Below are 22,095 nucleotides of genomic sequence, written 5' to 3' on the forward strand. Positions count from 1 at the left end.
TATTTCTCCTTTTGGTGTTTTCTGGTTCTGTACGGCTCAGGCCGTACAAGCACTGATTGATACGGCATGAGCCGTACCGGATCCTACGGAATCTCGATGACCTGACCCGCATAGGTCAGGCCGGCGCCGAAGCCGAGGATGAGCGCGAGCTGACCCGAGCGCACCTCACCGCGCTCCAGCATGCGCGAGAGCGCGAGCGGGATGGACGCGGCGGAGGTGTTGCCGGCGGTCACGATGTCGCGCCCGATGACGGCCTGGTCGGCGCCGATCTTACGGGCGATCGCCTCGATGATGCGCAGGTTGGCCTGGTGAGGTACGAAGGCCGCCAGCTCCGAGGGGTCGACCCCGGCGCGCTCGCAGGCCTCCTTGGCCACCGGGTGCAGCGCGGTGGTGGCCCAGCGGAACACGGTCTGACCCTCCTGGTGGAGGGAGTCGTTGCGGTCGTTGACGATGATCGCGTCGGACTTGTCGCCCGAGCTGCCCCACACGACCGGCCCGATGCCGGGCGTGTCGGAGGGGCCCACCACCGCGGCGCCCGCGCCGTCGGCGAAGATCACGGCGGTGGACCTGTCGGTCCAGTCGATCCACTGGGACAGCTTCTCGGCGCCGATGACCAGCACGTGCCTGGCCGAGCCGGCGCGGATCGCCGAGCTGGCGACGCCGAGCGCGAAGCAGAAGCCGGCGCAGGCGGCGTTCACGTCGAACGCGCCGGGCGACTTGATGCCCAGGCGGTGGGCCACGACGGCCGCGGCGTTGGGGATCTGACTCTCCAGCGTGCAGGTGGCGACGATGACCAGGTCGATGTCACCGGCCGACAGGCCGCTGGCGGCCAGCGCCTTGCCTCCGGCCTGCACGGCCATGTCCTCGACGGACTCCTCGGGGCCGGCCACCCGGCGTTCCTTGATGCCGACCCGTGACTGGATCCACTCGTCGTTGGTGTCCATGGTCTTGGCCAGGTCGTCGTTGGTGACGACGTTGGACGGCTGGTAGTGGCCGAGGGCCAGCACCTTGGCGCCCGGGGCGATGTCGGGAATCCTCACTTGGTCAGCTCCCTGGCCGCGTCGAGATCGTCGGGGGTCTTCAGCGCCACGGTTCGTACGCCCCGCAGCGCGCGCTTGGCCAGGCCGGTCAGCGTGCCGCCCGGCAGCAGCTCGATCATCGCGGTGACGCCCAGGTCGGCCATCGTGGCCATGCAGCGGTCCCAGCGGACGGGGCTGCTGACCTGGTCGATCAGGCGCCGCATCAGCACGGCGCCGTCGGTGACGACCTCGCCGTCGGCGTTGGACAGCAGCTTGACCCGCGGGTCGGCGGGGGCGATGCCCTCGGCGGCGACGCGCAGGTGGTCGACGGCCGGGGCCATGTGCACGGTGTGGAAGGCGCCCGCGACGGAGAGCGCGATCTGCCTGGCGCGGGCCGGCCCGTCCTCCTTGAAGGCGGCCAGCTGCTCCAGCGTGCCGCCCGCGACGATCTGGCCGGCGCCGTTGACGTTGGCGGGGGTCAGGCCGTGCTTGTCGATGGCGGCCAGCACCTCTTCCTCCACGCCGCCGAGCACCGCGGTCATGCCGGTCTCGGTGACGGCGGCGGCCTTGGCCATGGCCTGGGCGCGCTCGCGCACCAGCGACAGCGCCTGCTCGGGAGTCAGCACGCCGGCCAGCGCCGCCGTGGCGAACTCGCCGACACTGTGGCCGGCCAGCAGGTCGGGCGCCACGCCGAGCACCTCGGCGGAGGCCATCGCGGCGGCTACGAGCAGCGGCTGGGCTACCGCGGTGTCGCGGATCTCGTCGGCGTCGGCCTTGGTCCCATAGGTGATCAGATCGAGGCCCACGACCTCGGACCACGCGGACAGCCGATCCGCGAAGCCGGGGAGTTCGAGCCAGGGTGTCAGGAAGCCTGGAGTCTGGGCACCTTGGCCCGGGGCGACGAGTACAAGCACGAAATCCACACTGCCCTGTAGAGGTTCGACACGCGGATAAGGATCCGTACGAACTTCGTCCCAGGGGTTTTGTAGGAACCCTACAGTGGGGGTTTCGGGGTTATTACGTTAGGGCGCGCCAGGTAACAGCGCTCTCCGAAAGCCTGCCGAGAATCAGCCCCACCTGCAAGGTGAAGGCCGACCTGCCCTCGGTCGGCTGGTAGCCGGTCAGCTCGGTGATCTTCTTGAGCCGGTAGCGCACGGTGTTGGGGTGGACGAACAGCAGCCGGGCGGTGGCCTCCAGCGAGGTGCCCTGCTCCAGGTATGTCGCCAGCGTATCGAGCAGCGGGGTGCCGGCCAGCGGGAGGTAGACGCTCTCGATGAGCTGCTCCCTGGCGTCGTCGTCGCCGTCGAGCGCCCGTTCGGCGAGCAGGTCGTCGGCGTGCACCGGGCGGGGCGCGTCGGGCCAGCCGGAGGAAGCCTTCAGCCCGGCCAGCGCCGCCTTGGCCGATCTGGCGGCGGCGTGCAGGTCGGGCACCTCCGGGCCGATGACGATCGACCCCTCCCCGAAGCGGGCCACGACCTGCTTGGCGGCGGCGTCCACGCTGTCGGCGCCGCCCACGATCACGATCAGCCGGTCGGCCTGCACGCCGGCGAGCAGGTCCATGCCGATGCGGCGGCCCTTCTCGCGCAGCCCGTCGATCACCGCGCGCGGGTCACCCTCAGGGGCGCGGCCGGCGATCACGACGACGGGGGAGGAGGTCCAGCCGAGCGCGGCGGCCCAGGAGTGCAGCCCGTCGTCGACCTCGCCGCGCACCAGCGCGTCGACGATCAGCGCCTCCAGCCGGGCGTCCCACGAGCCCCTGGCCTCCGCTTCGCGGGCGTAGACGTGGGCGGCGGCGAAGGCCACGTCGCGGGTGTAGCGGAGCATGGCCTGCTCCAGCTGGTCCTCGCCGCCCGGCGCGGCCAGCTCGTCGGTCTGCGCCTCGACCACCTCCACGACGACCCTGACGATGTCGACGGTCTGCTGCAGGGAGATCGACCGCTTCAGCTCGCGCGGCGCGGTGCCGAAGAACTCGATGCTGGGCGTGGGCCGGTTCTCGCCCGCGTGCTGGAACCACTCCACGAACGCGGCGATGCCGGCCTGCGCCACGAGTCCTACCCAGGAGCGGTCCTCGGCGCTGAGGGCGCGGAACCACGGCAGCTGATCGTCCATGCGCGCCATGGCCGCAGTGCCGAGCGAGCCCATGGCCCGCTCCAGCCTGCGCGTGGTGTCCTCCCGGGTCCGATCTGTCACGCCTCCTAGAGTGCCAGGTGGAGTCAGATGACCGCGACGCGAGCACGGCCAGGGTGACAGCGGGGCCGGGTCAGATGACCGCGACGGCGGTGATGAGCCCGATGGCGACGTGGGTGACGGCGAGCAGGCGGGCGCCCGGTTGCAGCTCGGGCTCCTTGACCAGGTCGCGTACCGAGATGCCGACCAGCTTGTCGAAGACGAGCATGGCGACGGTCTGCACCACGATGCCGACCAGCCCGAAGACCACCGTGCCCGCCAGGCCCTCGGTGAGCCGGCCGCCCGAGGACCAGATGGAGGCCGCGACGATCAGGCCCACCGCGGCCAGCGCCGAAGTGGCCAGCAGCGTGGCGTTGGGGTTGCGCTCGGTGCGGATGACCGAGCTCAGCTTGCCCGGCGTGGCGAGGTCGATCACGTAGAAGCCGACGATCAGCAGCACGACGCCCACGGCGGCGTAGGCGGCGATGGCGCCCGCGCCGCGGGCGAGGGTTTCCAGCAGGGTCATGGGTGCTCGATTCGGTGAGGAACGAAGGAAGAGGTGTCGTCGGTGATCAGGCCAGTAGTCTCCCTGATACCCATTCCGGCGGCCTCGTCGGCGATCACCCAGGCGCCGAGCACCGGCCGCTCGCCTTCGAAGTCGGGCAGGGCGTCGAACTCCTGGTAGACGTAGCCCTCCTGGCCGTAGGAGCCGGGCGTCTCCTGGGTGCCGTCCGGCGTGACGACGCGCATCGACGCGCCCTCCCGGCCCAGGAGCGGCTTGGCGATGTAGGAGTCGAGGTCACGGGGGCCGTCGAGGTAGGCGGGCAGCAGGTTGGGGTGGCCCGGATAGAGCTCCCAGAGGACGGCCAGCAGCGCCTTGTTCGACAGCAGCGTCTTCCACAGCGGCTCGATCCAGGTCGCGTGCCGCACGGCGTGCCGCCCGAACGGATCGGCCAGCATCCACTCCCACGGGTAGAGCTTGAACGCCGAGCGGATCATCCGCTCCTCGACGTCGACGAAGCGGCGGTTGAGCGCGTCCCAGCCGATGTCCTCCATGGCGACGGCGACCGTGCCCAGCCCGGCCTGCTCGGCGGTCTCCTGGAGGTAGGCCAGGGTCATCGCCTCCTCGCCGGTCTCGTCCATGTTCGTCCAGGCGAAGTGGACGGGCCCAGCGGGCAGGGTCAGCTCCCGCCAGCGGTCCACGAGCCGCTCGTGGATGGAGTTCCACTGGTCGTCCACGGGGTGGACGTCCTTGAGCCAGAACCACTGCGCCACCGACGACTCGACCAGCGAGGTGGGCGTGTCGGCGTTGTACTCCAGCAGTTTGGCCGGGCCCGTGCCGTCGTAGCGCAGGTCGAAGCGGGCGTACAGGTGCGAGTCGCGCCGTTCCCAGGAGCGCGCCACGTCTTCGTGCGCCCAGTCGGGGATGGCGAAGTCGGCGTAGCGGCCCGTCGAGACCACGTGCTCGACGGCGTGCAAGCACATCTCGTGGAGCTCCTCGACCTGCTCCTCCAGCCCCTCCACCTCCTCCATGGAGAAGACATAGTGGATGGACTCGTCCCAGTAGGGCCGGGTGAGCCCTTCCGGATGGGCTGCCCGGTGGTAGGCCAGCCCATGGCTCTCGATCGTCTTCTCCCAGCCGTCCCGGGGAGTGCCGTGTTCGCGCCGCACCGTCAGCCGCCGCCGCTCCAGTGGCTGCCGAAGCCGCCGCGCTGGATGTCGCGGCCCTTGCGGCTGGAGATGTTCACGTCGGAGGGCCGGTAGCTGGTGCCGGAGCGGACGCGGGTGCCGATCCTGGTGCCGCCGTAGTACCAGTGGTAGGCGCCGCGTGAGCCGCCGTAGAAGTGGGAGGTGCCGTCGTCGTCATCGTCGCAGAGGGACTCGTCGACCACCTCGTACGAGCCGTCGCTCAGCTGGTTGTTCATGTCGACGCAGTCGGCCGTCACGTCGTCGTCGTTCTGGGCCGAGCAGTAGCCCACCAAGAGAACGGACACGATGCCGAGGACGGACAGCGTGACCACCTTCGACGCCTTCGACCGCTTGGGGGCCTCCGGCATCGGAGGCGGCGCGGGCGGCGAGTAACCCATCAAGCTCCTGCTTTCGTTGGCCGAACAGCCTATAGGCGCACGTCGTAAGGCTTCAATGGCCCCTCGGCATCGGCTTGGGTACGTATCAGCACATGACACCCGTCGAGGCGCTGCGCGAGATCGCCTACCTGCTCGAACGGGCCGGCGAGCCCACCTACCGCGTGCGGGCCTTCCGCAACGCCGCCGCCGTCGTCACCGACCTGCCCCCCGACGAGCTGGTACGGCTGGCGCGGGTCGGCGGCCTGACCGATCTGCCGGGCATCGGCAAGGTCACCGCGTTGGCGATCACCGAGGCGCTGGACGGCGACGTGCCCACGTACCTGCGCAGGATGCGCGCCACCGAGGGCGCCGACCTCGACGACGAGGCCGCCGGGCTCAGGGCGGCGCTCAAGGGCGACCTGCACAGCCACTCGGACTGGTCCGACGGCGGCTCGCCGATCGAGGAGATGGCCGAGGCGGCCGAGGCGCTCGGCCACGCGTACTGGGCGCTGACCGACCACTCGCCCCGCCTGACCGTGGCCAACGGGCTGTCCGCCGACCGGCTCAAGAGGCAGCTCGACCAGGTCGAACGGCTCAACGAGCGGTTCGCGCCGTTCAGGATCCTGACCGGTGTCGAGGTCGACATCAACGTGGACGGCACCCTGGACCAGGAGCCCGAGCTGCTGGAACGGCTCGACGTGGTGGTGGCCAGCGTGCACTCCAAGCTGCGGATGAGCGGCCACGAGATGACGCGCAGAATGGTGACGGCGATCTCCAACCCGCACGTCGACGTGCTCGGCCACTGCACGGGGCGGGTCGTGCAGGCGGGCGGCCGGCGGGGCCGGGTGCGGCCGGAGTCGGACTTCGACGCCGAGCTGGTCTTCGAGGCGTGCCGCCGGTTCGGGGTCGCGGTCGAGATCAACTCGCGGCCCGACCGGCTCGACCCGCCGAAACGGCTGCTGCGGCTGGCCTACGAGATGGGCTGCGACTTCGCGATCGACTCCGACGCGCACGCGCCCGGCCAGCTCGACTGGCAGCGGCATGGCTGCGAGCGCGCGGCCCGGTGCGGCATCGAGGCGGCGCGGATCGTCAACACCTGGCCGCTCGCCGATCTGCTGGCGCGTCACGCTTGAACTGGGATCGTCTGCCTGGTAAGGGGTTTGCGACCCGCGATTGTCGGTGGCGCGGCGTAACGTCACGAGTGTGAACCGTACCGACCGGCTCTACGCGCTCGTCGAGGACCTGCGCGCGATCTCGCCACGCTGCCGTTCGGCCCGCGAGCTGGCCAAGCGGTTCGAGGTCAGTGCCCGCACGATCGAGCGCGACATCATCGCGCTGCAGGAGTCAGGGGTGCCGATCTACGCCAATCCGGGGCGCAAGGGCGGCTACGCGATCGACAAGAAGATGTCGTTACCCCCGCTCAACTTCACCCCCGCCGAGGCGGTCGCCATCGCCGTGGCGCTGAGCCGGGCGGGTGACCAGCCGTTCGGCAGGCAGGCGCGCAGCGCGCTGCGCAAGGTGGTCGCGGCCATGCCGGGACGGGAGGGCGAGCTGGCCAGGGAGCTGGCGCGCCGGGTGCGGATGGTCGCCCCTGCCTCCGAGCCGGGCGCCGAGATCCAGCCGCTGGGTGGCGAGGGCATCTCCCGGGCGATCGAGGAGGCCCTGCAGCGCCGGCGCGTGCTAAGGATCGACTACGCCGACGCCAAGGGGGCGCTGACCTCGCGCGACGTCGAGCCCGGTGTGTTCCTGGGCGGTCGCGGTGGTTTCTGGTATCTCGTGGCGTGGTGCCGGCTGCGCGATGACGTACGAGTCTTCCGCCTCGACCGGATCGCCTCGGCCTCGGTGATCGCCGAGCGCTGCCCCGACCGGCCGCTGGAGAGGTTTTCCACCGATATCCCGGACATGTTCGTACACGGCGCGGTGCTCGATTAATGATTCGAAAACACCGACATAAGGTTGTCGCTCTCCCGTTAGATCGTTGTCTTGTTCGAGAAACTAGGGAGACAACGATGGACAACACGGTTACCTGGTTCGAGGTCGCGACCGATGACCCCGAAGGTGCCCAGCGGTTCTATGGCGGGCTGTTCGGCTGGACGTTCGGGGCTTCCCCCGCCGGCCCGGTCGACTACCGGACGATCGGCTATCCGGGCCGTGAGCAGCCCGGAGGCGGCCTCTACAACACCAAGGGCGAGTTCCCCGCCCACGCGATCTTCCATGTGGAGGTGGCCGACGTGGAGCAGAAGTGCCGCGAGACCGAGTCGCTCGGCGGCAAGGTCGTCACGAAGGTCATCGACGACGGCGCGGGCACCGACTTCGCCTATCTCCAGGATGGTTCGGGCAACCTCTTCGGGGTCTTCCACCGCAGGTGACCTGACCGGGCGTGCACCCGGGAAGGCACCTTCCCCGCCGACCGGGGCACGCGCGCGAGCCGCTCTGGCGAGCGGTCACCCGCCCTGGACACGCCGCCGACCGCCGAGTGGCGGCGCGTCCAGGGCCATCACGTTGATCACAGCGCGGCGGTCGTCAGCCAGCGGTCCAGGAAGGCGCGGTCGCCGTGGACGGCCAGCGCGTCCGGGGAGCGCCTGCCGTACAACATCAGCAGCAGGTCGCTCACCGGGCCCTGGACGGCGGCGTCGCCCTTGGCGTGGCCGCGCGCCCAGCTGATCCGGCCCGCCGGGCCCTGGGTGAGGGTCCATTCGCCGTCGGCGTCGCTCGCGTGGAGGTGGATCGTGGCCCCCTCCGCGTCGAGCGCCGCCAGGCGCTTGGCCACCCAGAACGCGTGCGGCAGGGCCTCCAGGAACTCCTCGATCCCGTCGATCGCCACCGGCGTCTCCACGACGGGCGCCACGCCCACCGCGAGCTCGGCGTCGCAGCGGTGGACGACCAGCTCGAACAGCATCCGGCGGGCCCACCAGCTCACACGGTGATCGCCGCCCCAGGTCCAGACGGGCGTGTCCGGGTCGGTCGCGCGCAGCATGGCGACCAGCTCCCGAGCGCCCGAGCCCAGCCAGGCCGGATCGCCGCGCTGCCCCTCGGCCAGGCCGTTGGGCACCTGGCGGGACCAGATCGGCTCCTGCCGGCCCGTCTCCACGATGTGCACCACCCACCGGTGCAGCGTGCCGACGTGCGTGATCAGATCCGCCAGGGTCCAGCCGGGACAGGGCGGCACCGGGGTGCCGGGATCGGCGCCGGTGGCCAGCTCGGCCAGCCGCGCGCTCTCGCTCTCCACGAGCCGGGGATAGTCCGTCACGTGACCGAGACTAGATCAGACCGACTTGCAGGTGGCACCCCGCTCGGGCATCTTCCCGGCCAGCAGGTAGGAGTCGACGAACCGCTTGACGCACTTGTTGCCCGACAGGTACGCGCCGTGCCCCTCGCCCTCGAACGTGACCAGCGTGGCCGTCTTGAGCTGCGCGGTCAGCTTGGGCGCCCACTCGTACGGCGTGGCGGGGTCGCCCGTGCCGCCCACCACCACGATCGGCGCCGAGCCGGTCGCGTCGACGTGCTTGGCCTCGTCGCTGCCCTTGACCGGCCAGGCGGAGCACAGGCCGCCGGGGCCCTCGCTGCCGAACAGCGGCGAGATCTTCACGGCCGCGTCCTCGGTGCGCCGCAGCGTGGCCAGGTCGGGCCGTTCGGAGGAGTCGGCGCAGGTGATGGCCGGGAAGCTGGTCATCTGCGTGGAGTACGTGCCGTCCTGCGCCCGGCCGGTGTAGGAGTCGGCCAGGTACATCAGCGCCTGCCCCTGACCCTTGAGCGCCGCGCCGAGCGCGTTGCCCAGGAACGGCCAGGCGAACTCGGAGTAGAGGGCGGCGGCGACGCCGGTGGAGGCCAGCCCCTGGGTGAGGTCGCGCCGGCCGACCTTGAGCGGCTTGGCGGCGAGCTGGTTCATCAGCCGGTCGACGTTCGCGGTGGCGGTCGCCACGTCCTCGCCGACCTCGCAGCGGTCCTTGACGCAGGACTTCAGGAAGCTCTGGTACGCGTGCTGGAAGCCGCGCGTCTGGGCCAGGGTGCGCTGCTCGAAGGTGACCGTGGGGTCGAGCGGCGCGTCGAGCACCATCCGGCCCACCTTCTGGGGGAACTTGGTGGCATAGACGGCGCCGAGCTGGGTGCCGTACGACATGCCGACGAAGTTGAGCTTCTCGTCGCCCAGCGCGGCGCGCAGCCGGTCCATGTCGCGGGCGGCGTTGACCGTGCCGACGTACGGCAGGATCTTGCCGGAGTCCTTCTCACAGAGCTGGGCCAGCCGCTTGTTGGCCGCGTCGCCCTCCGCGCGGGTCTGCTCGTTGTCGGGCAGCGTGTCGAGGGCCATGTACTTGTCCAGCTCGGCGCTGTCGCCGCAGCGCACCCCCGAGCTCCGCTCCACGCCGCGCGGGTCGAAGCTGACCAGGTCGTAGCGGGAACGCAGGGTGGCGAGCGACTTGGCGGCCTGGTCAAGAGTGTCGACGCCGGAGCCTCCCGGGCCGCCGAAGTTGAACACCAGTGAGCCCAGCCGCTTGCTCTGGTCGGTGGCGGGGACCTTGATCAGCGCTATATCGATCTTGTCGCCGCTGGGATCGGCGTAATCGAGGGGCACCGCCAGCTTGGCGCACCGCACCGAGGTGTCCTGCCTGGCCGGCCGCTGCCCGTCGGGCCGCTTGAGGTCCGTGCACGGCCCCCAGGCGATCTGCTGGGCGGCGCCGGTGCCTCCGTCCACGGCCGGTTTCGTCGGCGCACTCATGCAGGCTGCGGCCGATGCGGCCAGTGTGACAACGGCAAGGACGCGTCGCATGTCCATCTCCCCCTCGATATCTCAGGGGGAAGTTTTCCCCACAATACGCGAGTGCGTATCAACGGAGCGAGGCGGCACGTACCACTCCCGGCTGAAAATGGCGACGCCCCCGCGGAAGGCCTTCCGCGGGGGCGTCGCCGTCAGGTCGCGCGCTCAGACGCCCATCGACTGGGTGTCGTTGCTCTCCGCGCCACCGGCCTCGGTGACGCCGTTCTTGAGGTGGTAGCGGGCGATCGCCTCGCGCAGCACCTCGCCGTCGAGCTCGCCGCGCTTGACCAGGCTGGTCAGCACGGCCAGCGTGATCGAGGCGGCGTCGACGTGGAAGTGGCGGCGCAGCGCGGAGCGGGTGTCGGACAGGCCGAAACCGTCGGTGCCCAGCGAGGACCAGTCACCCGGCACCCACTGCGCGATCTGGTCCTGCACGGCCTTCATGTAGTCGCTGACGCCCACGAACGGGCCCGTGGCCTGGGAGAGGGCCTGGGTGACGTACGGGACGCGCGGCTCGGCCTCGGGGTTGAGCAGGTTGTGCTCCTCGCAGGCCAGCGCGTCGCGGCGCAGCTCGGACCAGGAGGTCGCCGACCACAGATCGGCCGACACGCCCCAATCCTCGGCCAGCAGCCGCTGGGCCTCGACGGCCCACGGCCCCGCTACGCCCGACGACAGGATGTTGGCCTTCGGTCCCTGCGTCTGCGGCCCCGCGGCGAACCGGTAGAGGCCCTTGAGCAGGCCCTGCACGTCGAGGTCCGCGGGCTGCGGAGGCTGCGTGTAGGGCTCGTTGTAGACGGTCAGGTAGTAGAAGACGTTCTCGGGCTGCTCGCCGTACATCCGGCGCAGGCCGTCCTTGACGATGTGCGCGACCTCGAACGCCCACGAGGGATCGTAGGAGAGGGCGCCCGGGTTCGTCGAGGCGATCAGCGGCGTGTGGCCGTCCTCGTGCTGCAGGCCCTCGCCGTTGAGCGTGGTGCGCCCGGCCGTGGCGCCGAGCAGGAAGCCGCGGCCCATCTGGTCGGCCATCTGCCACATCTGGTCGCCGGTGCGCTGCCAGCCGAACATCGAGTAGAAGATGTAGATCGGGATCATGTGCTCGCCGTGCGTGGCGTAGGCCGTGCCCGCCGCGATCGTCGAGGCCATCGAACCCGACTCGCTGATGCCCTCGTGCAGGATCTGGCCCTGGACGGCCTCCTTGTACGACAGCAGCAGCTCCCTGTCGACGGCCTCGTACGTCTGGCCGTGCGGAGAGTAGATCTTCGCCGTCGGGAACATCGCGTCGAGGCCGAACGTGCGAGCCTCGTCGGGGATGATCGGCACGAACCGGTGGCCGATCTCCTTGTCGCGCATCAGGTCCTTCAGCACGCGCACGAAGGCCATCGTGGTGGCCACCTGCTGCTTGCCCGAGCCCTTGCCGAACTGCTCGTAGATGCTGTCACCGGGCAGCTTGATCGGCTTGGCGCGCATGACGCGCTTGGGCAGCACGCCGCCCAAGGCCGCGCGACGCTCCTTCATGTACTCGATCTCGGGGTCGTTCTCGCCCGGGTGGAAGTACGGGGGCAGCTCGCCCTCGAGCGCGGAGTCGGGGATCGGCAGGTAGAGCCGGTCGCGGAACTCCTTGAGCTCGGCCTTGGTGAGCTTCTTCATCTGGTGGGTGGCGTTGCGCGCCTCGAAGTCCTTGCCGAGCGTCCAGCCCTTGATGGTCTGGGCCAGGATGACCGTCGGCTGGCCGACGTGCTCACGGGCCGCCTTGAACGCCGCGTAGACCTTGCGGTAGTCGTGGCCGCCGCGCGACAGCTTGCGGATGTCGTCGTCGGACATGTGCTCGACCATCTTGCGCAGGCGCGGGTCGCCGCCGAAGAAGTTGTCGCGAATGTAGCCGCCGGACTCGACGGAGTAGGTCTGGAACTGGCCGTCGGGCGTGGTGTTCATCTGGTTGACCAGCACGCCGTCGACGTCGGCCGCGAGCAGCGGGTCCCAGTCGCGGCCCCAGACGACCTTGATGACGTTCCAGCCGGCGCCGCGGAAGTAGGACTCCAGCTCCTGGATGATCTTGCCGTTGCCGCGTACCGGGCCGTCGAGCCGCTGCAGGTTGCAGTTGATGACGAAGGTGAGGTTGTCGAGCTCCTCACGGGCGGCCAGGCCGATCGCGCCGAGCGACTCGGGCTCGTCCATCTCGCCGTCGCCCAGGAAGGCCCATACGTGGCTGCGGCTGGTGTCCTTGATCTGGCGGTTGAGCAGGTAGCGGTTGAACCGCGCCTGATAGATCGCCCCGATCGGTCCCAAGCCCATGGAGACGGTGGGGAACTCCCAGAAGTCGGGCATTAGCCGCGGGTGCGGATAAGAAGGCAGGCCGTGGAAGCCGTGCGAGAGCTCCTGCCGGAACGCGTCCAGCTGCGCCTCGTTGAGGCGGCCCTCCAGGTAGGCGCGGGCGTAGATGCCCGGCGCGGCGTGGCCCTGGAAGAAGACCTGGTCGCCCGACTCGCCGTGGTCCTTGCCGCGGAAGAAGTGGTTGAAGCCCACCTCGTAGAGCGACGCGGCCGAGGCGTAGGTGGCGATGTGGCCGCCCACGTTGGTGCGCGCGTTGGCGCGGGACACCATGATCGCGGCGTTCCAGCGGATGTAGGCGCGGATCCGCCGCTCGACGTGCTCGTCGCCGGGGAACCAGGGCTCGCGCTCCGGCGGGATGGTGTTGATGTAGTCGGTGCTGCGCAGGCCCGGCACGCCGACCTGGTGCTCGCGGGCGCGCTCCAGCATGCGGAGCATCAAGTAGCGAGCTCTGCTGCGGCCCTCCGTCTTGACGACGTTGTCGAGGGACTCGAGCCACTCGTTGGTCTCACTGGGGTCGACATCAGGCAGTTGGCTGGGTAGGCCGTCGCTGATGATCGAGAATCGCTGGCGTCCGGAAGCCACTGGGTCTCGCCTTCCGAGGATGACTGATGTCTGGTCTGGGTCGCCTTCCATCCTGGTCGCTTACCGTAGAAAGTGCATCTCTACTGGTCGGTAACCAGTGTGTCCCTGCTGGCAGGGTCACGATTGGTGGCCTAGACCACCGATGGTAGGACGAATCCCGGCCAAGGTTACCTTGGCCCGTCAATTTAACAAGACCGGAAAAGCTACGAAATTTCGCCGGGCGTGGCGTAGGGGTCTCCCAAAGGGGCCACCAAGGGCGCGATGCGCCGCGCGAGTCTAGCCGCAAGCCTCTGACCACTCTTGCCGGCGGTGGGCAGAGGTCGCTGATCATGGCCCCGACCAGTGCTGATGCGGTTTCGATGTGACAGGGTAGGCCGACTTTGCGGCTCGAAGTGTCACATCCGGGCAGCGTAACGTTTCGGTCAGGATTCTCCCTCTCACTGCGGAGGGCGGAGTGTGTCCCTCTTTTCGAACGGCGCTCTCCGTACGAGTCTGGAGATATGAACGCGACGATAGGCGACCGGCTGCTGGTGCACGGCAACACGGTCGGCGAGCGGGATCACGGTGGCATCATCATCGAGATCCACGGCACCGACGGTGGGCCCCCGTACATCGTGCGGTTCGACGACGGGCACACCGGGCTGGTGTTTCCCGGCCCTGATGCGGTCGTCGTACCTAAGTAGAATTCGTGTGTGAGATCTCAGATCATCTCCGTGGCCACGGGTTCACGGGAGACGGTGCACGACATCACCTCGGACTGCGCGGACTTCGTGCGGACGCTGGGGGAGGACGGGCTGCTGCACGTCTTCGTACCGCACGCCACGGCCGGGGTGGCACTGATCGAGCTGGGGTCGGGCAGTGATGACGATCTCGTCGCCGCCCTGCGCGATCTGCTCCCGGCCGACGACAGGTGGCGTCACGCCCACGGGTCGCACGGTCACGGCAGGTCACACGTCATGCCCGCGCTCATCCCGCCGTACGCGACCATCCCCGTACTTGGCGGGCGTCTGGCACTGGGCACCTGGCAGTCCATCGCAATCGTCGACCTCAACGTCGACAACCCGCAACGCCAGGTACGCCTGTCGTTTTTGTCGGATTGATGCGGCCCGTCTACGGCCGTACCCGTGGCGACCGTTGACGACTAAGGGTCACAGCGTGTGGACTGTCCCGAAGCGATAAACCGCATATGCGGGGCCACTCAAGCAGGAGGGATAAACGTGAGCGCGACCGCGGGTCAGGCGCAAAGTGAGCGCGGCCTGGCCGAACGGCTCGGCCTCAAGCCGGGTCAGGTGGTGCAGGAGATCGGTTGGGACGAGGACGTCGACGACGAGCTTCGCGACTCCATCGAGGACCTGACCGGTAACGAGTTGCTGGACGAGGAGACCGACGACGTAGTCGACGTGGTGCTGCTGTGGTGGCGCGACGGCGACGGCGATCTCTTCGACGTCCTCACCAACGCCATGCGATCACTCGCCGACGCCGGCCAGATCTGGCTGCTGACTCCCAAGGCCGGGCGCGACGGCCATGTGGAGCCGAGCGACATCGGGGAGGATGCCACTACGGCGGGTCTCTCGCAGACCAGCAGCATCTCCGCCGCGCCTGACTGGTCAGGGACCAGACTGGCCTCACCGAAGGGCCGACGCTAGGGAGTCTGAGCGCCTGTCATACGGCAGGATGGCGTTTGTGAACGAACGTCCTGCCGAGGTCGGCGCGCTTGCTCCAGACTTCGAACTGCGGGACCAGCACGGCACTCCGGTGAAGCTGTCGGGCTTCCGGGGGAGGAAGGTCGTGCTGGTCTTCTATCCGCTTGCCTTCAGCGGCGTGTGCCATCGAGAGCTGTCGGCGCTGCGCGATGTCCAGGATTCCCTGGCCGACGCGGAGCTGCTCACCGTCTCGGTCGACTCCATGTTCACCCATCGCGCATGGGCGGACGTGGAGGGTTACGCGTTCCCGTTGCTCTCCGATTTCTGGCCACATGGACAGGTCGCGCGGGCGTACGGTGTGTTCGATGACGAGAAGGGGGTTTCTCTGCGGGGGACCTTCATCATCGACGGCGCGGGCGTGATCCGATGGTCGGTGGTCAATCCGACCAGCCAGGCACGTGTCGTCGCCGATTACGTCAAGGCACTCGCCGACATTTCTTAACGGAGGAAACGATGCCCTGCTATCGCTGCGGGGCCCGGCAGACGGACCCCGTCCGTGGCGCCAGCCCGTGGAAGCGGGGTGTACGCCGCGAGACGCAGGTGCTCATCTGCCCGGACTGTCAACTGCTGCACGACCTCGACCTCGACGCGTGCGGCACATGCGGGTCCACGGCGCTGATCTGCCGGCTGGGCGAGGTGGAGTGCCGGGGCTGCGGGGCCGTGCGACAGGCGCGGGCGGACGCCTTTGTGGGGTCGGACGCTGTGGCGGCGGGCTCGGGCGCCCCGCCGGGCCTGTCGGCCGAGGTCGAGGCGGCGCTGAACCGGGTGCTCGGCCGGGCCTGACGTGGGAGCGTCTCGCCTTTATCCAGACATTTGCTGAGCTGCGCTATCGTCTCCTGCGTGTCTGCAATGAGTTCGTTCGTGGTGGCGCTCGACGTCGGTGGCACGTCCATGAAGGGCGGCCTGGTCAGCGAGTCCGGCGCGGTGCTGCTGAGCGAGCGTTGCCCGACCCCCCGCTCGGAGGGCCCGGAGGCCGTCGTGGCCGCCATCCGCGAGTTCATCAGCCACCTGGCCGCCTCCGGCGACGGCATCCCGGCAGGCGTCGGCCTGGCCGTGCCTGGGCTGGTGTCCGAGGACAAGGCCGTCTACGCGGCCAACCTCGGCTGGCGTGACGTCCCGGCCGCCGACTTCACCGCACTCGACGTGCCGGTCATGCTGGGCCACGACGTACGCACCGGGGGCCTGGCGGAAAGCGTCCTCGGCGCGGGGCGCGGCGTACCCGACTTCCTCTTCCTGCCCATCGGCACGGGCATCGCCGGCGCCATGATCGTCCACGGCGAGCCGTACGGCGGCTCCTCCGGCTGGGGCGGCGAGATCGGCCACATCCCGGTCTTCCCGGACGGCGAGCAGTGCGCGTGCGGCCAGTTCGGCTGCCTGGAGACGTACGCGTCGGCGGCCTCGGTCGGCCGGCGCTACAGCCTGCGCTCCGGCCTGGAGGACATCCGCGCCGAACAGGTGGTCTCCTCGGACGACCCCTTGGCCGTAGAGGTGTGGGACGAGGCGGTAGAGGCCCTCTCGCTGGCCCTGGCCACGTACACGCTGCTCCTGGACCCCTCCATGATCGTCCTGGGCGGCGGCCTGGCCGAGGCGGGCCCGGCCCTCTTCGACCCCGTCCGCACCCGCCTCGTGAAACGCCTCGCCTTCCGGGACGCGCCACCCCTCCTGCCCGCCGCTTTGGGCGTGGACGCGGGCATGCTGGGAGCGGCCTTGCTGGGCTGGCGCGCGGCCGGCCGGGACGACCTGGGGCCCGGGTGGGTAATGGATGTGCGATCGGAGCCGTTGGTGTCGTAAGGTGTAGTGCCGATCAGGGGCGGTTAGCTCAGCGGTAGAGCACTCGCCTTACAAGCGAGGGGTCACTGGTTCGAACCCAGTACCGCCCACCCAGATCAAGTGTGTTCTTTGATCGAGAAGGAAGATCCAGCATCTGTGCTTGGGAGCAAGACGGGAGTCAATCCTCCTGGGAACCGTCCTGATTAATCCTGTCGATCGGTGCTGACCCGGCTTGCGTGAAGGTCTCAGTCCTCCTCAAAGAGATCTTCCAGCATGAGCCGAGCACGATCGGGGACGGGTTCGTCGGGGAAGATCTCCGTGCACAGCCTGAGAACTTCATCAACTGAGGTGAGCTCCAAGCGCTCGACAAGAGCGCGAATGTCGCCGGTGTCCCGTCTGCGAGCGGCGAGGACTTTCATGGCGAGCAGATGTTCCGGCGATGCCGCGGATACACGCAGTCCCGGATGGTCGAATACCCGCCGGGCCGAGTTGTCTCCGCCGGGAGCGACGTACGCGCTGGCCTGCTCGTTCAGCCACCACGATGGCAGGCCGAGTTCGGACGCGACTGCGCGTGCCTCATCGAGGACGATTCCGTGCGGTTCGAATACGGCATCGATGTCACGAGTGGAACGGCGGGCGTCATAGGCCAATGCCATGGCTGCTCCACCGAAGATGTAGAGGTCGGCGATGACTCCACGGCGAACAAGACGGTCACCGAGACGCTGGAAAGCATCCTCGATCGCGGCTCTATCGAGGAGAGGAGCGTCATTGCTCATGCGACTTCCAGCTCCTGTGGGTGGATGAACACGCCGCGGCGACGGAAGGAGGCAGGGGCGTGGACGAAGGCGTCAACGCGCGCCGCAGCGGTGTTGAAGGGAAACCAGAATTGGCGAAGACGTCGCGACTCGACCCATCGAGGGCCGGCATGGCCGTCTTGCGCGGCGAGATGCTCAGCGAGTGCCGCGAGAAAGACATCCCAGTGATGATCTCCCACGCTTGGAGGCTCGGCGGACAGCAGCGCGAGCCGAGCTATGGGTGGCTCGTGGTGGTATTCCTCAAGGAACTCACTGATCAAGCGCCAACGCGTCTCGTCGTCGGAATGGCGAGCCAGCCAACCTGCGAGCACGACCATGGAAGCGGCCTCATACCGTTGTGGGCGCGTCATGGATATCACGTTAGTCCACGACACGGCTGTCCTGCCGGAGTCTGGCCTGATCACGGCGAGCCCTGCTTGAGAGCCCGTGGGTCCGGTAACCGTACTGGACGAAAGCCGGTGGCCTCGTCGAGGCCGAGGATGACCGTCGCCCCGCCCGGATCGTTCGCGTGCGGGGTGGAGGCGGTCGACCGTGGCAGTCCTCCTGCCGCCGACTTGACCTCGACGTTGTCGCAGTCACTCCCGGTCGCGCGGAGACGCGCGATCAACTTGATCATGTGATGGCTAGGGGAAATGTAACCATGCGCTGGTTACATTTGCTCGGGCTGTGGTTACATTTCCCGCCTGCTGATCCAGCGCAGCTACGCAGTCAGCCGAGGTTGGCACCCAGGGCGATCGGCATGTGGCCAGTAGCCCAACCCCCCGGACAGCGGACAGCGGTCCGTGGCCGACGCGGTGCGCTCAGGTGTGTACCGGGGAGGGGTGCGTACAGCGGTGGGAATCAAGCGCCGCTTGATGGCCTTGGCGCGCGCCGGGCCCGAACCCGGAGGTCCGGGACAGCACGTCACCGAGGTCGGTTGCCCTTCCTTTTACGGCCGGTCGGTGCGGCCCGGCGGCTGGAACCATTCTTGGCAGATTTCTGTGCCTGGCGCTGTGCCGGTTTCTCCGTGGGGGAGGTAGGGGCCCGGCCTCGTGAGCTGTTCACTGTGCGGCCGCGGACGATGCCGATGAAATCTTCCACCAGGTCGGTGGTCGCGTCCGCAGGCCAGGCCAGCGCTACTTGAGACTGCGGGGCGTCCGGCACCGGCCGGTACGTGACGTCCCTGCGGTGGTGGAGGCGCGCCAGTGACTGCGGAACCAGGAGCAGCCCAGTGCCGGCCGCTACCAGCTCGACCGCGTTCGCCGTTGTGGGCGGGCGCGTGAACGCGGGTTGCCCGGGCCGGGCCGTCCACTCGATGGTGTCGTCCAGAGGGTGCAACACCTCGTCGTCGGTCAGGTCGGCGAGGGATACCTCGTCGGCGGCGGTCACCGCGTGGTCCTTGGGCACCACGACCACCGTGGTCTCCACATAGAGGGGAATCACGCTGAGCCCGTCGCGGTCGATCGGCAGCCTGACGAATCCGGCGTCGGCGCCGCCGTCCCGCAGGAGTGCCACCACCTCGGCGGCGGGGACCGCGACGAGGGTGATCGGCACGTCGGGCATCCTCTCGGTCCAGACGTTGACCCATTTCGCGGGTGTCACCCCGGGCACGTACGCCAGCCGGAACTGCCTGCCGGTCTCCCCATCAGTCACTTCCACAGACTACCGATGTCAGGGGAACCCGTTCCGACTGACTACGCTTGGCGCCATGACCTCGTCCAAATCGAAGAGCATCCAGACGATGAAGCCGGAGACCGCGGCCAAGAAGCTGGGTGTCCTCCTTTCGGCCACTCCCGCCGAGTTCCAGGCGGGTGTCGTCTCCAGGGACGAGCTGAACGAGTTGCAGTCGACGCCGCCCACCTGGCTCGCTGATCTGCGCCGCAACGGCCCTCACCCCAAGCAGGTCGTCGCCGCGAAGCTCGGGGTCTCCATTTCCGGCCTGGCCAGGGGCGGGATCACCGAGCCGCTCACCACCGCTGAGATCGATGCGCTGAAAGCGGAGAACCCCGCGTGGCTGGAGCGGGAGCGGTCCGTCCAGGCCGAGGCCCGCAAAGAAGCACTCCGCCTCAAGCAACGCTAGACAATTTCCCTTTGGGGTACGGGCTCTCGTACGTCCGGCGGGCGTCTGGGAGTGGCTGATCGGCTAGGGTGACCGGCCGTGAGGATCCTCATCGTCGGTGGTAGTGGGTTTCTTGGCCGCGAGCTGGCTCGGCAGTGTTCGCTGGCGGGGTACGAGGTTGCCGCGACGTATCTGAGCCGATCTGGGGAGACCGTCGGCGTCGAGTGGGTGCCACTCGATGTGCGCCGACGGGAGGATGTCGAGGTGCTGGTCAGCGCCTTCCGGCCGGAGGCGGTCATCAACGCCGCGTACCGGCAGGCGGATTGGACGACCACGGCGATCGGCGCCGTGAATGTGGCTCTCGCTGTCTCCATGGTGGGTGGGCGTCTCGTCCATGTGTCCAGCGACGCGATCTTCTCCGGCGCCGCGATTCGTTATGACGAGACGTGCGTCCCTGACCCGATCAGCCCGTACGGCGCGGCCAAAGCCGCCGCGGAGACGGCGGTGAGCGCGGTCGTGCCGGCTGCGGTGATAGCTCGGACATCGTTGATAATCGGCGACGGTGACTCCCCGCACGAGGTCCTGGTGCATGCACTGGCCACTGGGAGGGCGGGAGGAGCGTTGTTCACCGATGACGTGCGGTGTCCCGTGCATGTACGTGACCTTGCTGCGGCGCTCCTGGAGCTTGCCGCAGCTGAGTATCGCGGTGTCCATCATGTCGCTGGAGCCGATGCGGTGAGCCGATACGAGCTTGGGGTGCTCATCGCTCGTCGCGATGGCCTGGACGCGGACCACTTGCCTTCGGGTCGGCGGGCGGACACCAGGTTGCCCGGTCCTCTGGACGTGCGCTTGGACTGCGCCATGACTCAGCGGCGGCTGCACACCAAGCTGCGCGGCGCCCGGCAGTTCCTGGGTGGCGAGTAGCTTTTCGGTGACGCGCAGCCTCCAGGTGACGGTCAACCCTCCGGTGACGGCTGGTTTCTGGGTGGCGGGCAGCGGTGATTGCGACGTCAGTCTGAAAGGCGAGGTCTGGAAGGCGAGGGTGACGGCCAGTACGCAGGTCGCCTGACAGCCTCAATCGTCGAGCAGCCGCCATGCCGTGAGGGCGAGCCTGGCCCGGATCAGGCCGGTGGGCTCGGTGAGTTCGATGTCCAGGGTCTTGCCGAGTTGTTCGAGTCGGCGGGCGACGCTGCTGTGGTGCAGGTGGAGAAGGTCGGCGGCCCGGCGCAGGGAGCCGGTGGCGCAGTAGGCGTCCAGCGTCTCCAAATCTTCTGGGTGATCGGCCAGCGCGGCGATCGCCGTCACGTCGGTGTTGTCGCGCGAGGCGTCCTGAGGTATCTCGGCCAGGAGCGCCAGCGCGCCCAGGTCGTCGTAGTGGATGACCGGCTGGCGAGGGGTGGTGAAGCGGAGGGCGGTGCGGGCTTGGCGCCAGGATCGGTCGGGGCTTTCGGCGGCGCCGATGCCCGCGCGTACGCCCTTGGGAAAGCGGACCGGGTCCAGGGTGGTGGCCAGGATGACGCCCACGTCGGCGAGCGGTGCCGCCTTGACGAGGCGGTCCGGGCAGATCAGGGCGCCGACCTGGTCGAGCGGAAGCCGAGCGTGTACGGCGGCGACGCGGACCGGCAGGTCGGCGGGGAAACCCAGGAGACGTAACGCCCGCGCTCTGGCCGCCTCGTCGCTGTCGGCGCTGATCACCAGCTCGACGAGGGCGGGGTCGGCCATGGTGGTGCGGGCCGGGCCGTACCTTTCGACGACGGCCGCGGCGGCGATGGCGAGCCGGTCCAGCAGGACTTCGTCGAGGAGGTTCGCCGGGCCGGGGCGTTCCAGCCAGACCGTGCCGATCTCCTCCTCGTCGAGCGTGATCGTCACAGTGGTGGACGCGGGCAGTGGTGGGGCGGAGGTCTCCCTGCCGTCGGGCGAGACGCGGATCACCCGTCCCGTGCCGTTGAGCCGAACGCCGGCCACGCACTCGGCCAGGGCCGCCGAGGCCCGGGCCAGTGCCGGCAGATCCACCCGTCGGCGCATCAGCGTGTCGTAGAAGGTGACGACACGGATCGCGCCTTCGACATGCGAGTCCAGGTGCGACAGCCGTTGGGCCAGTGCCTCCATGACAGGAGGATAGGGCCTCCCCGGCCAGAAGACAGCGCCAATCGATGCGTGAACTGTGTGATATGCGCGACGGATGGCGGACGGTCGCCGGAGTGGTGACGGGGAGGATGGCCGCTATGAATCCGGGATTGGAAGCATTCGTTCCGCTGGTCTCCCACACCCTGCGCCGCGTCTTGGCCGAGTGAAGCCAAGCGAAGCCCAGTGATGCCGAGTGAAGTCGCGGCCACCCCAGGTCCGGCGACCACCCCAGGCCAGCCGGCCGCCGATGAATGATCAGCCCACGAGGAGCTCTCGGGCATGACGATTACCCCGATCGATCTCCTGGCGTCTTCTCTCCACCTTCACCAAGACGGCCAGGTGCACACCGAGAAGAGAACACCGGACTCCGACCAGGACGGCTGGCAGCTGACGGCCTTCCACGCCAAGACCGGCGCCGACGTCCATGCCGACCACTGGGAGATCCACCCCGAGGCCGAGGAGGTCGTGTCCTGCATCATCGGGAAGATCCGCCTCCACCTCCGCCCGGACCGGCCGGGACAACAGGAGGAAGAGATCAGGCTGGTGGCCGGAACCGCCGCCATCGTCCCGCGCGGCCGATGGCACCGCATCGAGTTGGACATCCCCAGCACCATCATGGCCGTCACCCTGCCGCGTGGCAGCCGGCTGGAGAAGCGGGCCGATGCCTAGGCCAGACCTCTCGAAATCCACCATCGGCTCAGCGACGAGAGCGACCAGAGCGA

The 22,095-nt window shown here is 68.9% G+C and carries 26 protein-coding genes and 1 tRNA gene; 13 read left to right on the top strand and 14 right to left on the bottom strand.

The genetic code is table 11. From position 1 onward, the window contains the following. Positions 1-83: 83 nt before the first annotated feature. From ACQP2T_RS16930 to ACQP2T_RS16955, 6 genes are all read right to left on the bottom strand, one after another. Positions 84-1,040 (bottom strand): beta-ketoacyl-ACP synthase III, encoded by a 957-nt coding sequence (locus ACQP2T_RS16930; RefSeq protein WP_433517084.1) that lies wholly within the window; start codon positions 1,038-1,040, stop codon positions 84-86. Then, positions 1,037-1,933 carry an ACP S-malonyltransferase gene (locus ACQP2T_RS16935; RefSeq protein WP_433517085.1) on the bottom strand — a complete coding sequence of 299 codons (897 nt, stop codon included), beginning with the start codon at positions 1,931-1,933 and terminating at the stop codon, positions 1,037-1,039. The genes ACQP2T_RS16930 and ACQP2T_RS16935 overlap by 4 nt, the downstream gene beginning before the upstream one ends. 103 nt (positions 1,934-2,036) lie before the next feature. Further along, complete coding sequence (locus ACQP2T_RS16940) at positions 2,037-3,161, bottom strand: PucR family transcriptional regulator (RefSeq protein ID WP_357941468.1); 1,125 nt, start codon at positions 3,159-3,161, stop codon at positions 2,037-2,039. A gap of 118 nt (positions 3,162-3,279) precedes the next feature. Beyond that, positions 3,280-3,711: a DUF350 domain-containing protein gene (locus ACQP2T_RS16945; protein ID WP_225289003.1), complete on the bottom strand. Its 432-nt coding sequence runs from the start codon at positions 3,709-3,711 to the stop codon at positions 3,280-3,282. Further along, a complete protein-coding gene (locus tag ACQP2T_RS16950) occupies positions 3,708-4,856 on the bottom strand; it encodes a glutathionylspermidine synthase family protein (protein ID WP_433517086.1) in 1,149 nt (382 codons plus the stop codon). The genes ACQP2T_RS16945 and ACQP2T_RS16950 overlap by 4 nt, the downstream gene beginning before the upstream one ends. A 2-nt stretch (positions 4,857-4,858) precedes the next feature. Then, entirely contained in the window at positions 4,859-5,272 is a 414-nt protein-coding gene (locus ACQP2T_RS16955; RefSeq protein ID WP_433517087.1) for a hypothetical protein, read from the bottom strand. A gap of 92 nt (positions 5,273-5,364) precedes the next feature. Here ACQP2T_RS16955 and ACQP2T_RS16960 point away from each other — a divergent pair, with 92 nt between their 5' ends. The 3 genes from ACQP2T_RS16960 (at position 5,365) to ACQP2T_RS16970 (ending at position 7,620) form a co-directional block, all read left to right on the top strand. Beyond that, entirely contained in the window at positions 5,365-6,384 is a 1,020-nt protein-coding gene (locus ACQP2T_RS16960; protein ID WP_433517088.1) for a PHP domain-containing protein, read from the top strand. Positions 6,385-6,454: 70 nt separating this feature from the next. After that, the gene (locus tag ACQP2T_RS16965; protein WP_433517089.1) at positions 6,455-7,183 is read left to right on the top strand and encodes a helix-turn-helix transcriptional regulator; all 729 of its coding nucleotides are present in this window, start codon (positions 6,455-6,457) and stop codon (positions 7,181-7,183) included. A 77-nt stretch (positions 7,184-7,260) separates the two neighbouring features. Then, complete coding sequence (locus ACQP2T_RS16970) at positions 7,261-7,620, top strand: VOC family protein (protein ID WP_433517090.1); 360 nt, start codon at positions 7,261-7,263, stop codon at positions 7,618-7,620. Positions 7,621-7,757: 137 nt separating this feature from the next. Here ACQP2T_RS16970 and ACQP2T_RS16975 read toward each other — a convergent pair whose 3' ends face one another. From ACQP2T_RS16975 to aceE, 3 genes are all read right to left on the bottom strand, one after another. Further along, a complete protein-coding gene (locus ACQP2T_RS16975) occupies positions 7,758-8,501 on the bottom strand; it encodes a maleylpyruvate isomerase family mycothiol-dependent enzyme (RefSeq protein ID WP_433517091.1) in 744 nt (247 codons plus the stop codon). A gap of 15 nt (positions 8,502-8,516) precedes the next feature. Continuing rightward, on the bottom strand, positions 8,517-10,019 hold the full coding sequence (locus tag ACQP2T_RS16980) for an alpha/beta hydrolase (protein WP_433517092.1): 1,503 nt from the start codon (positions 10,017-10,019) through the stop codon (positions 8,517-8,519). Between the two features lie 153 nt (positions 10,020-10,172). After that, positions 10,173-12,920, bottom strand: coding sequence for a pyruvate dehydrogenase (acetyl-transferring), homodimeric type (gene aceE, locus ACQP2T_RS16985; RefSeq protein WP_433517093.1), 2,748 nt, complete (start codon positions 12,918-12,920; stop codon positions 10,173-10,175). Positions 12,921-13,420: 500 nt separating this feature from the next. Between aceE and ACQP2T_RS16990 the strand changes: the two genes are divergently transcribed. The 7 genes from ACQP2T_RS16990 to ACQP2T_RS17020 all read left to right on the top strand — a co-directional run bounded on the left by ACQP2T_RS16990 (position 13,421) and on the right by ACQP2T_RS17020 (position 16,503). Beyond that, positions 13,421-13,603, top strand: a complete 183-nt coding sequence (locus tag ACQP2T_RS16990) for a DUF1918 domain-containing protein (RefSeq protein ID WP_363995402.1) — start codon at positions 13,421-13,423, stop codon at positions 13,601-13,603. 9 nt (positions 13,604-13,612) lie between these two features. Continuing rightward, positions 13,613-14,020, top strand: a complete 408-nt coding sequence (locus ACQP2T_RS16995; RefSeq protein ID WP_357940382.1) for a secondary thiamine-phosphate synthase enzyme YjbQ — start codon at positions 13,613-13,615, stop codon at positions 14,018-14,020. Between the two features lie 117 nt (positions 14,021-14,137). After that, positions 14,138-14,566, top strand: a complete 429-nt coding sequence (locus tag ACQP2T_RS17000) for a DUF3052 domain-containing protein (protein ID WP_357940384.1) — start codon at positions 14,138-14,140, stop codon at positions 14,564-14,566. A gap of 28 nt (positions 14,567-14,594) precedes the next feature. Next, positions 14,595-15,065, top strand: a complete 471-nt coding sequence (locus ACQP2T_RS17005; RefSeq protein ID WP_433517094.1) for a peroxiredoxin — start codon at positions 14,595-14,597, stop codon at positions 15,063-15,065. Positions 15,066-15,076: 11 nt separating this feature from the next. Beyond that, positions 15,077-15,406, top strand: a complete 330-nt coding sequence (locus ACQP2T_RS17010; RefSeq protein ID WP_433517095.1) for a hypothetical protein — start codon at positions 15,077-15,079, stop codon at positions 15,404-15,406. Between the two features lie 66 nt (positions 15,407-15,472). Next, positions 15,473-16,414 carry an ROK family protein gene (locus ACQP2T_RS17015; protein ID WP_433519783.1) on the top strand — a complete coding sequence of 314 codons (942 nt, stop codon included), beginning with the start codon at positions 15,473-15,475 and terminating at the stop codon, positions 16,412-16,414. 17 nt (positions 16,415-16,431) lie between these two features. Next, a tRNA-Val gene (locus ACQP2T_RS17020) sits at positions 16,432-16,503 on the top strand. Positions 16,504-16,638: 135 nt separating this feature from the next. Here ACQP2T_RS17020 and ACQP2T_RS17025 read toward each other — a convergent pair. The 4 genes from ACQP2T_RS17025 to ACQP2T_RS17040 form a co-directional block, all read right to left on the bottom strand. Then, on the bottom strand, positions 16,639-17,169 hold the full coding sequence (locus tag ACQP2T_RS17025; RefSeq protein WP_433517096.1) for a DUF6036 family nucleotidyltransferase: 531 nt from the start codon (positions 17,167-17,169) through the stop codon (positions 16,639-16,641). Further along, positions 17,166-17,558 carry a hypothetical protein gene (locus tag ACQP2T_RS17030; protein WP_433517097.1) on the bottom strand — a complete coding sequence of 131 codons (393 nt, stop codon included), beginning with the start codon at positions 17,556-17,558 and terminating at the stop codon, positions 17,166-17,168. Before ACQP2T_RS17030 ends, ACQP2T_RS17025 begins: the two co-directional genes overlap by 4 nt. 50 nt (positions 17,559-17,608) lie before the next feature. Beyond that, positions 17,609-17,824, bottom strand: a complete 216-nt coding sequence (locus tag ACQP2T_RS17035) for a hypothetical protein (protein WP_433517098.1) — start codon at positions 17,822-17,824, stop codon at positions 17,609-17,611. 287 nt (positions 17,825-18,111) lie between these two features. Further along, positions 18,112-18,840, bottom strand: a complete 729-nt coding sequence (locus tag ACQP2T_RS17040; RefSeq protein WP_433517099.1) for a LysR family substrate-binding domain-containing protein — start codon at positions 18,838-18,840, stop codon at positions 18,112-18,114. A gap of 55 nt (positions 18,841-18,895) precedes the next feature. Here ACQP2T_RS17040 and ACQP2T_RS17045 point away from each other — a divergent pair, with 55 nt between their 5' ends. Both ACQP2T_RS17045 and ACQP2T_RS17050 read left to right on the top strand, forming a co-directional pair. After that, complete coding sequence (locus ACQP2T_RS17045) at positions 18,896-19,267, top strand: DUF5997 family protein (protein ID WP_433517100.1); 372 nt, start codon at positions 18,896-18,898, stop codon at positions 19,265-19,267. 78 nt (positions 19,268-19,345) lie between these two features. After that, complete coding sequence (locus ACQP2T_RS17050; RefSeq protein ID WP_433517101.1) at positions 19,346-20,170, top strand: sugar nucleotide-binding protein; 825 nt, start codon at positions 19,346-19,348, stop codon at positions 20,168-20,170. Between the two features lie 150 nt (positions 20,171-20,320). On the opposite strand, the gene ACQP2T_RS17055 is transcribed toward ACQP2T_RS17050, so the two are convergent. After that, a complete protein-coding gene (locus ACQP2T_RS17055; protein ID WP_433517102.1) occupies positions 20,321-21,355 on the bottom strand; it encodes a PucR family transcriptional regulator in 1,035 nt (344 codons plus the stop codon). A gap of 297 nt (positions 21,356-21,652) precedes the next feature. Between ACQP2T_RS17055 and ACQP2T_RS17060 the strand changes: the two genes are divergently transcribed. Then, entirely contained in the window at positions 21,653-22,042 is a 390-nt protein-coding gene (locus tag ACQP2T_RS17060) for a cupin (RefSeq protein ID WP_433517103.1), read from the top strand. The last annotated feature ends 53 nt before the right edge of the window (positions 22,043-22,095 follow it).

The sequence above is a fragment of the Nonomuraea sp. CA-143628 genome (assembly GCF_050942315.1).
Taxonomy (GTDB): Bacteria; Actinomycetota; Actinomycetes; order Streptosporangiales; family Streptosporangiaceae; genus Nonomuraea.

What these genes read in the sequence shown, in the direction of transcription:
- ACQP2T_RS16940 (WP_357941468.1), bottom strand. Translation starts at nt 3,161, where the DNA reads ATGGGCTCGCTCGGCACTGCGGCCATGGCGCGCATGGACGATCAGCTG.
- ACQP2T_RS16945 (WP_225289003.1), bottom strand. Translation starts at nt 3,711, where the DNA reads ATGACCCTGCTGGAAACCCTCGCCCGCGGCGCGGGCGCCATCGCCGCC.
- ACQP2T_RS16955 (WP_433517087.1), bottom strand. Translation starts at nt 5,272, where the DNA reads ATGGGTTACTCGCCGCCCGCGCCGCCTCCGATGCCGGAGGCCCCCAAG.
- ACQP2T_RS16960 (WP_433517088.1), top strand. Translation starts at nt 5,365, where the DNA reads ATGACACCCGTCGAGGCGCTGCGCGAGATCGCCTACCTGCTCGAACGG.
- ACQP2T_RS16970 (WP_433517090.1), top strand. Translation starts at nt 7,261, where the DNA reads ATGGACAACACGGTTACCTGGTTCGAGGTCGCGACCGATGACCCCGAA.
- ACQP2T_RS16980 (WP_433517092.1), bottom strand. Translation starts at nt 10,019, where the DNA reads ATGCGACGCGTCCTTGCCGTTGTCACACTGGCCGCATCGGCCGCAGCC.
- ACQP2T_RS16990 (WP_363995402.1), top strand. Translation starts at nt 13,421, where the DNA reads ATGAACGCGACGATAGGCGACCGGCTGCTGGTGCACGGCAACACGGTC.
- ACQP2T_RS17005 (WP_433517094.1), top strand. Translation starts at nt 14,595, where the DNA reads ATGGCGTTTGTGAACGAACGTCCTGCCGAGGTCGGCGCGCTTGCTCCA.
- ACQP2T_RS17010 (WP_433517095.1), top strand. Translation starts at nt 15,077, where the DNA reads ATGCCCTGCTATCGCTGCGGGGCCCGGCAGACGGACCCCGTCCGTGGC.
- ACQP2T_RS17015 (WP_433519783.1), top strand. Translation starts at nt 15,473, where the DNA reads ATGAGTTCGTTCGTGGTGGCGCTCGACGTCGGTGGCACGTCCATGAAG.
- ACQP2T_RS17025 (WP_433517096.1), bottom strand. Translation starts at nt 17,169, where the DNA reads ATGAGCAATGACGCTCCTCTCCTCGATAGAGCCGCGATCGAGGATGCT.
- ACQP2T_RS17030 (WP_433517097.1), bottom strand. Translation starts at nt 17,558, where the DNA reads ATGACGCGCCCACAACGGTATGAGGCCGCTTCCATGGTCGTGCTCGCA.
- ACQP2T_RS17035 (WP_433517098.1), bottom strand. Translation starts at nt 17,824, where the DNA reads ATGATCAAGTTGATCGCGCGTCTCCGCGCGACCGGGAGTGACTGCGAC.
- ACQP2T_RS17045 (WP_433517100.1), top strand. Translation starts at nt 18,896, where the DNA reads ATGACCTCGTCCAAATCGAAGAGCATCCAGACGATGAAGCCGGAGACC.
- ACQP2T_RS17055 (WP_433517102.1), bottom strand. Translation starts at nt 21,355, where the DNA reads ATGGAGGCACTGGCCCAACGGCTGTCGCACCTGGACTCGCATGTCGAA.
- ACQP2T_RS17060 (WP_433517103.1), top strand. Translation starts at nt 21,653, where the DNA reads ATGACGATTACCCCGATCGATCTCCTGGCGTCTTCTCTCCACCTTCAC.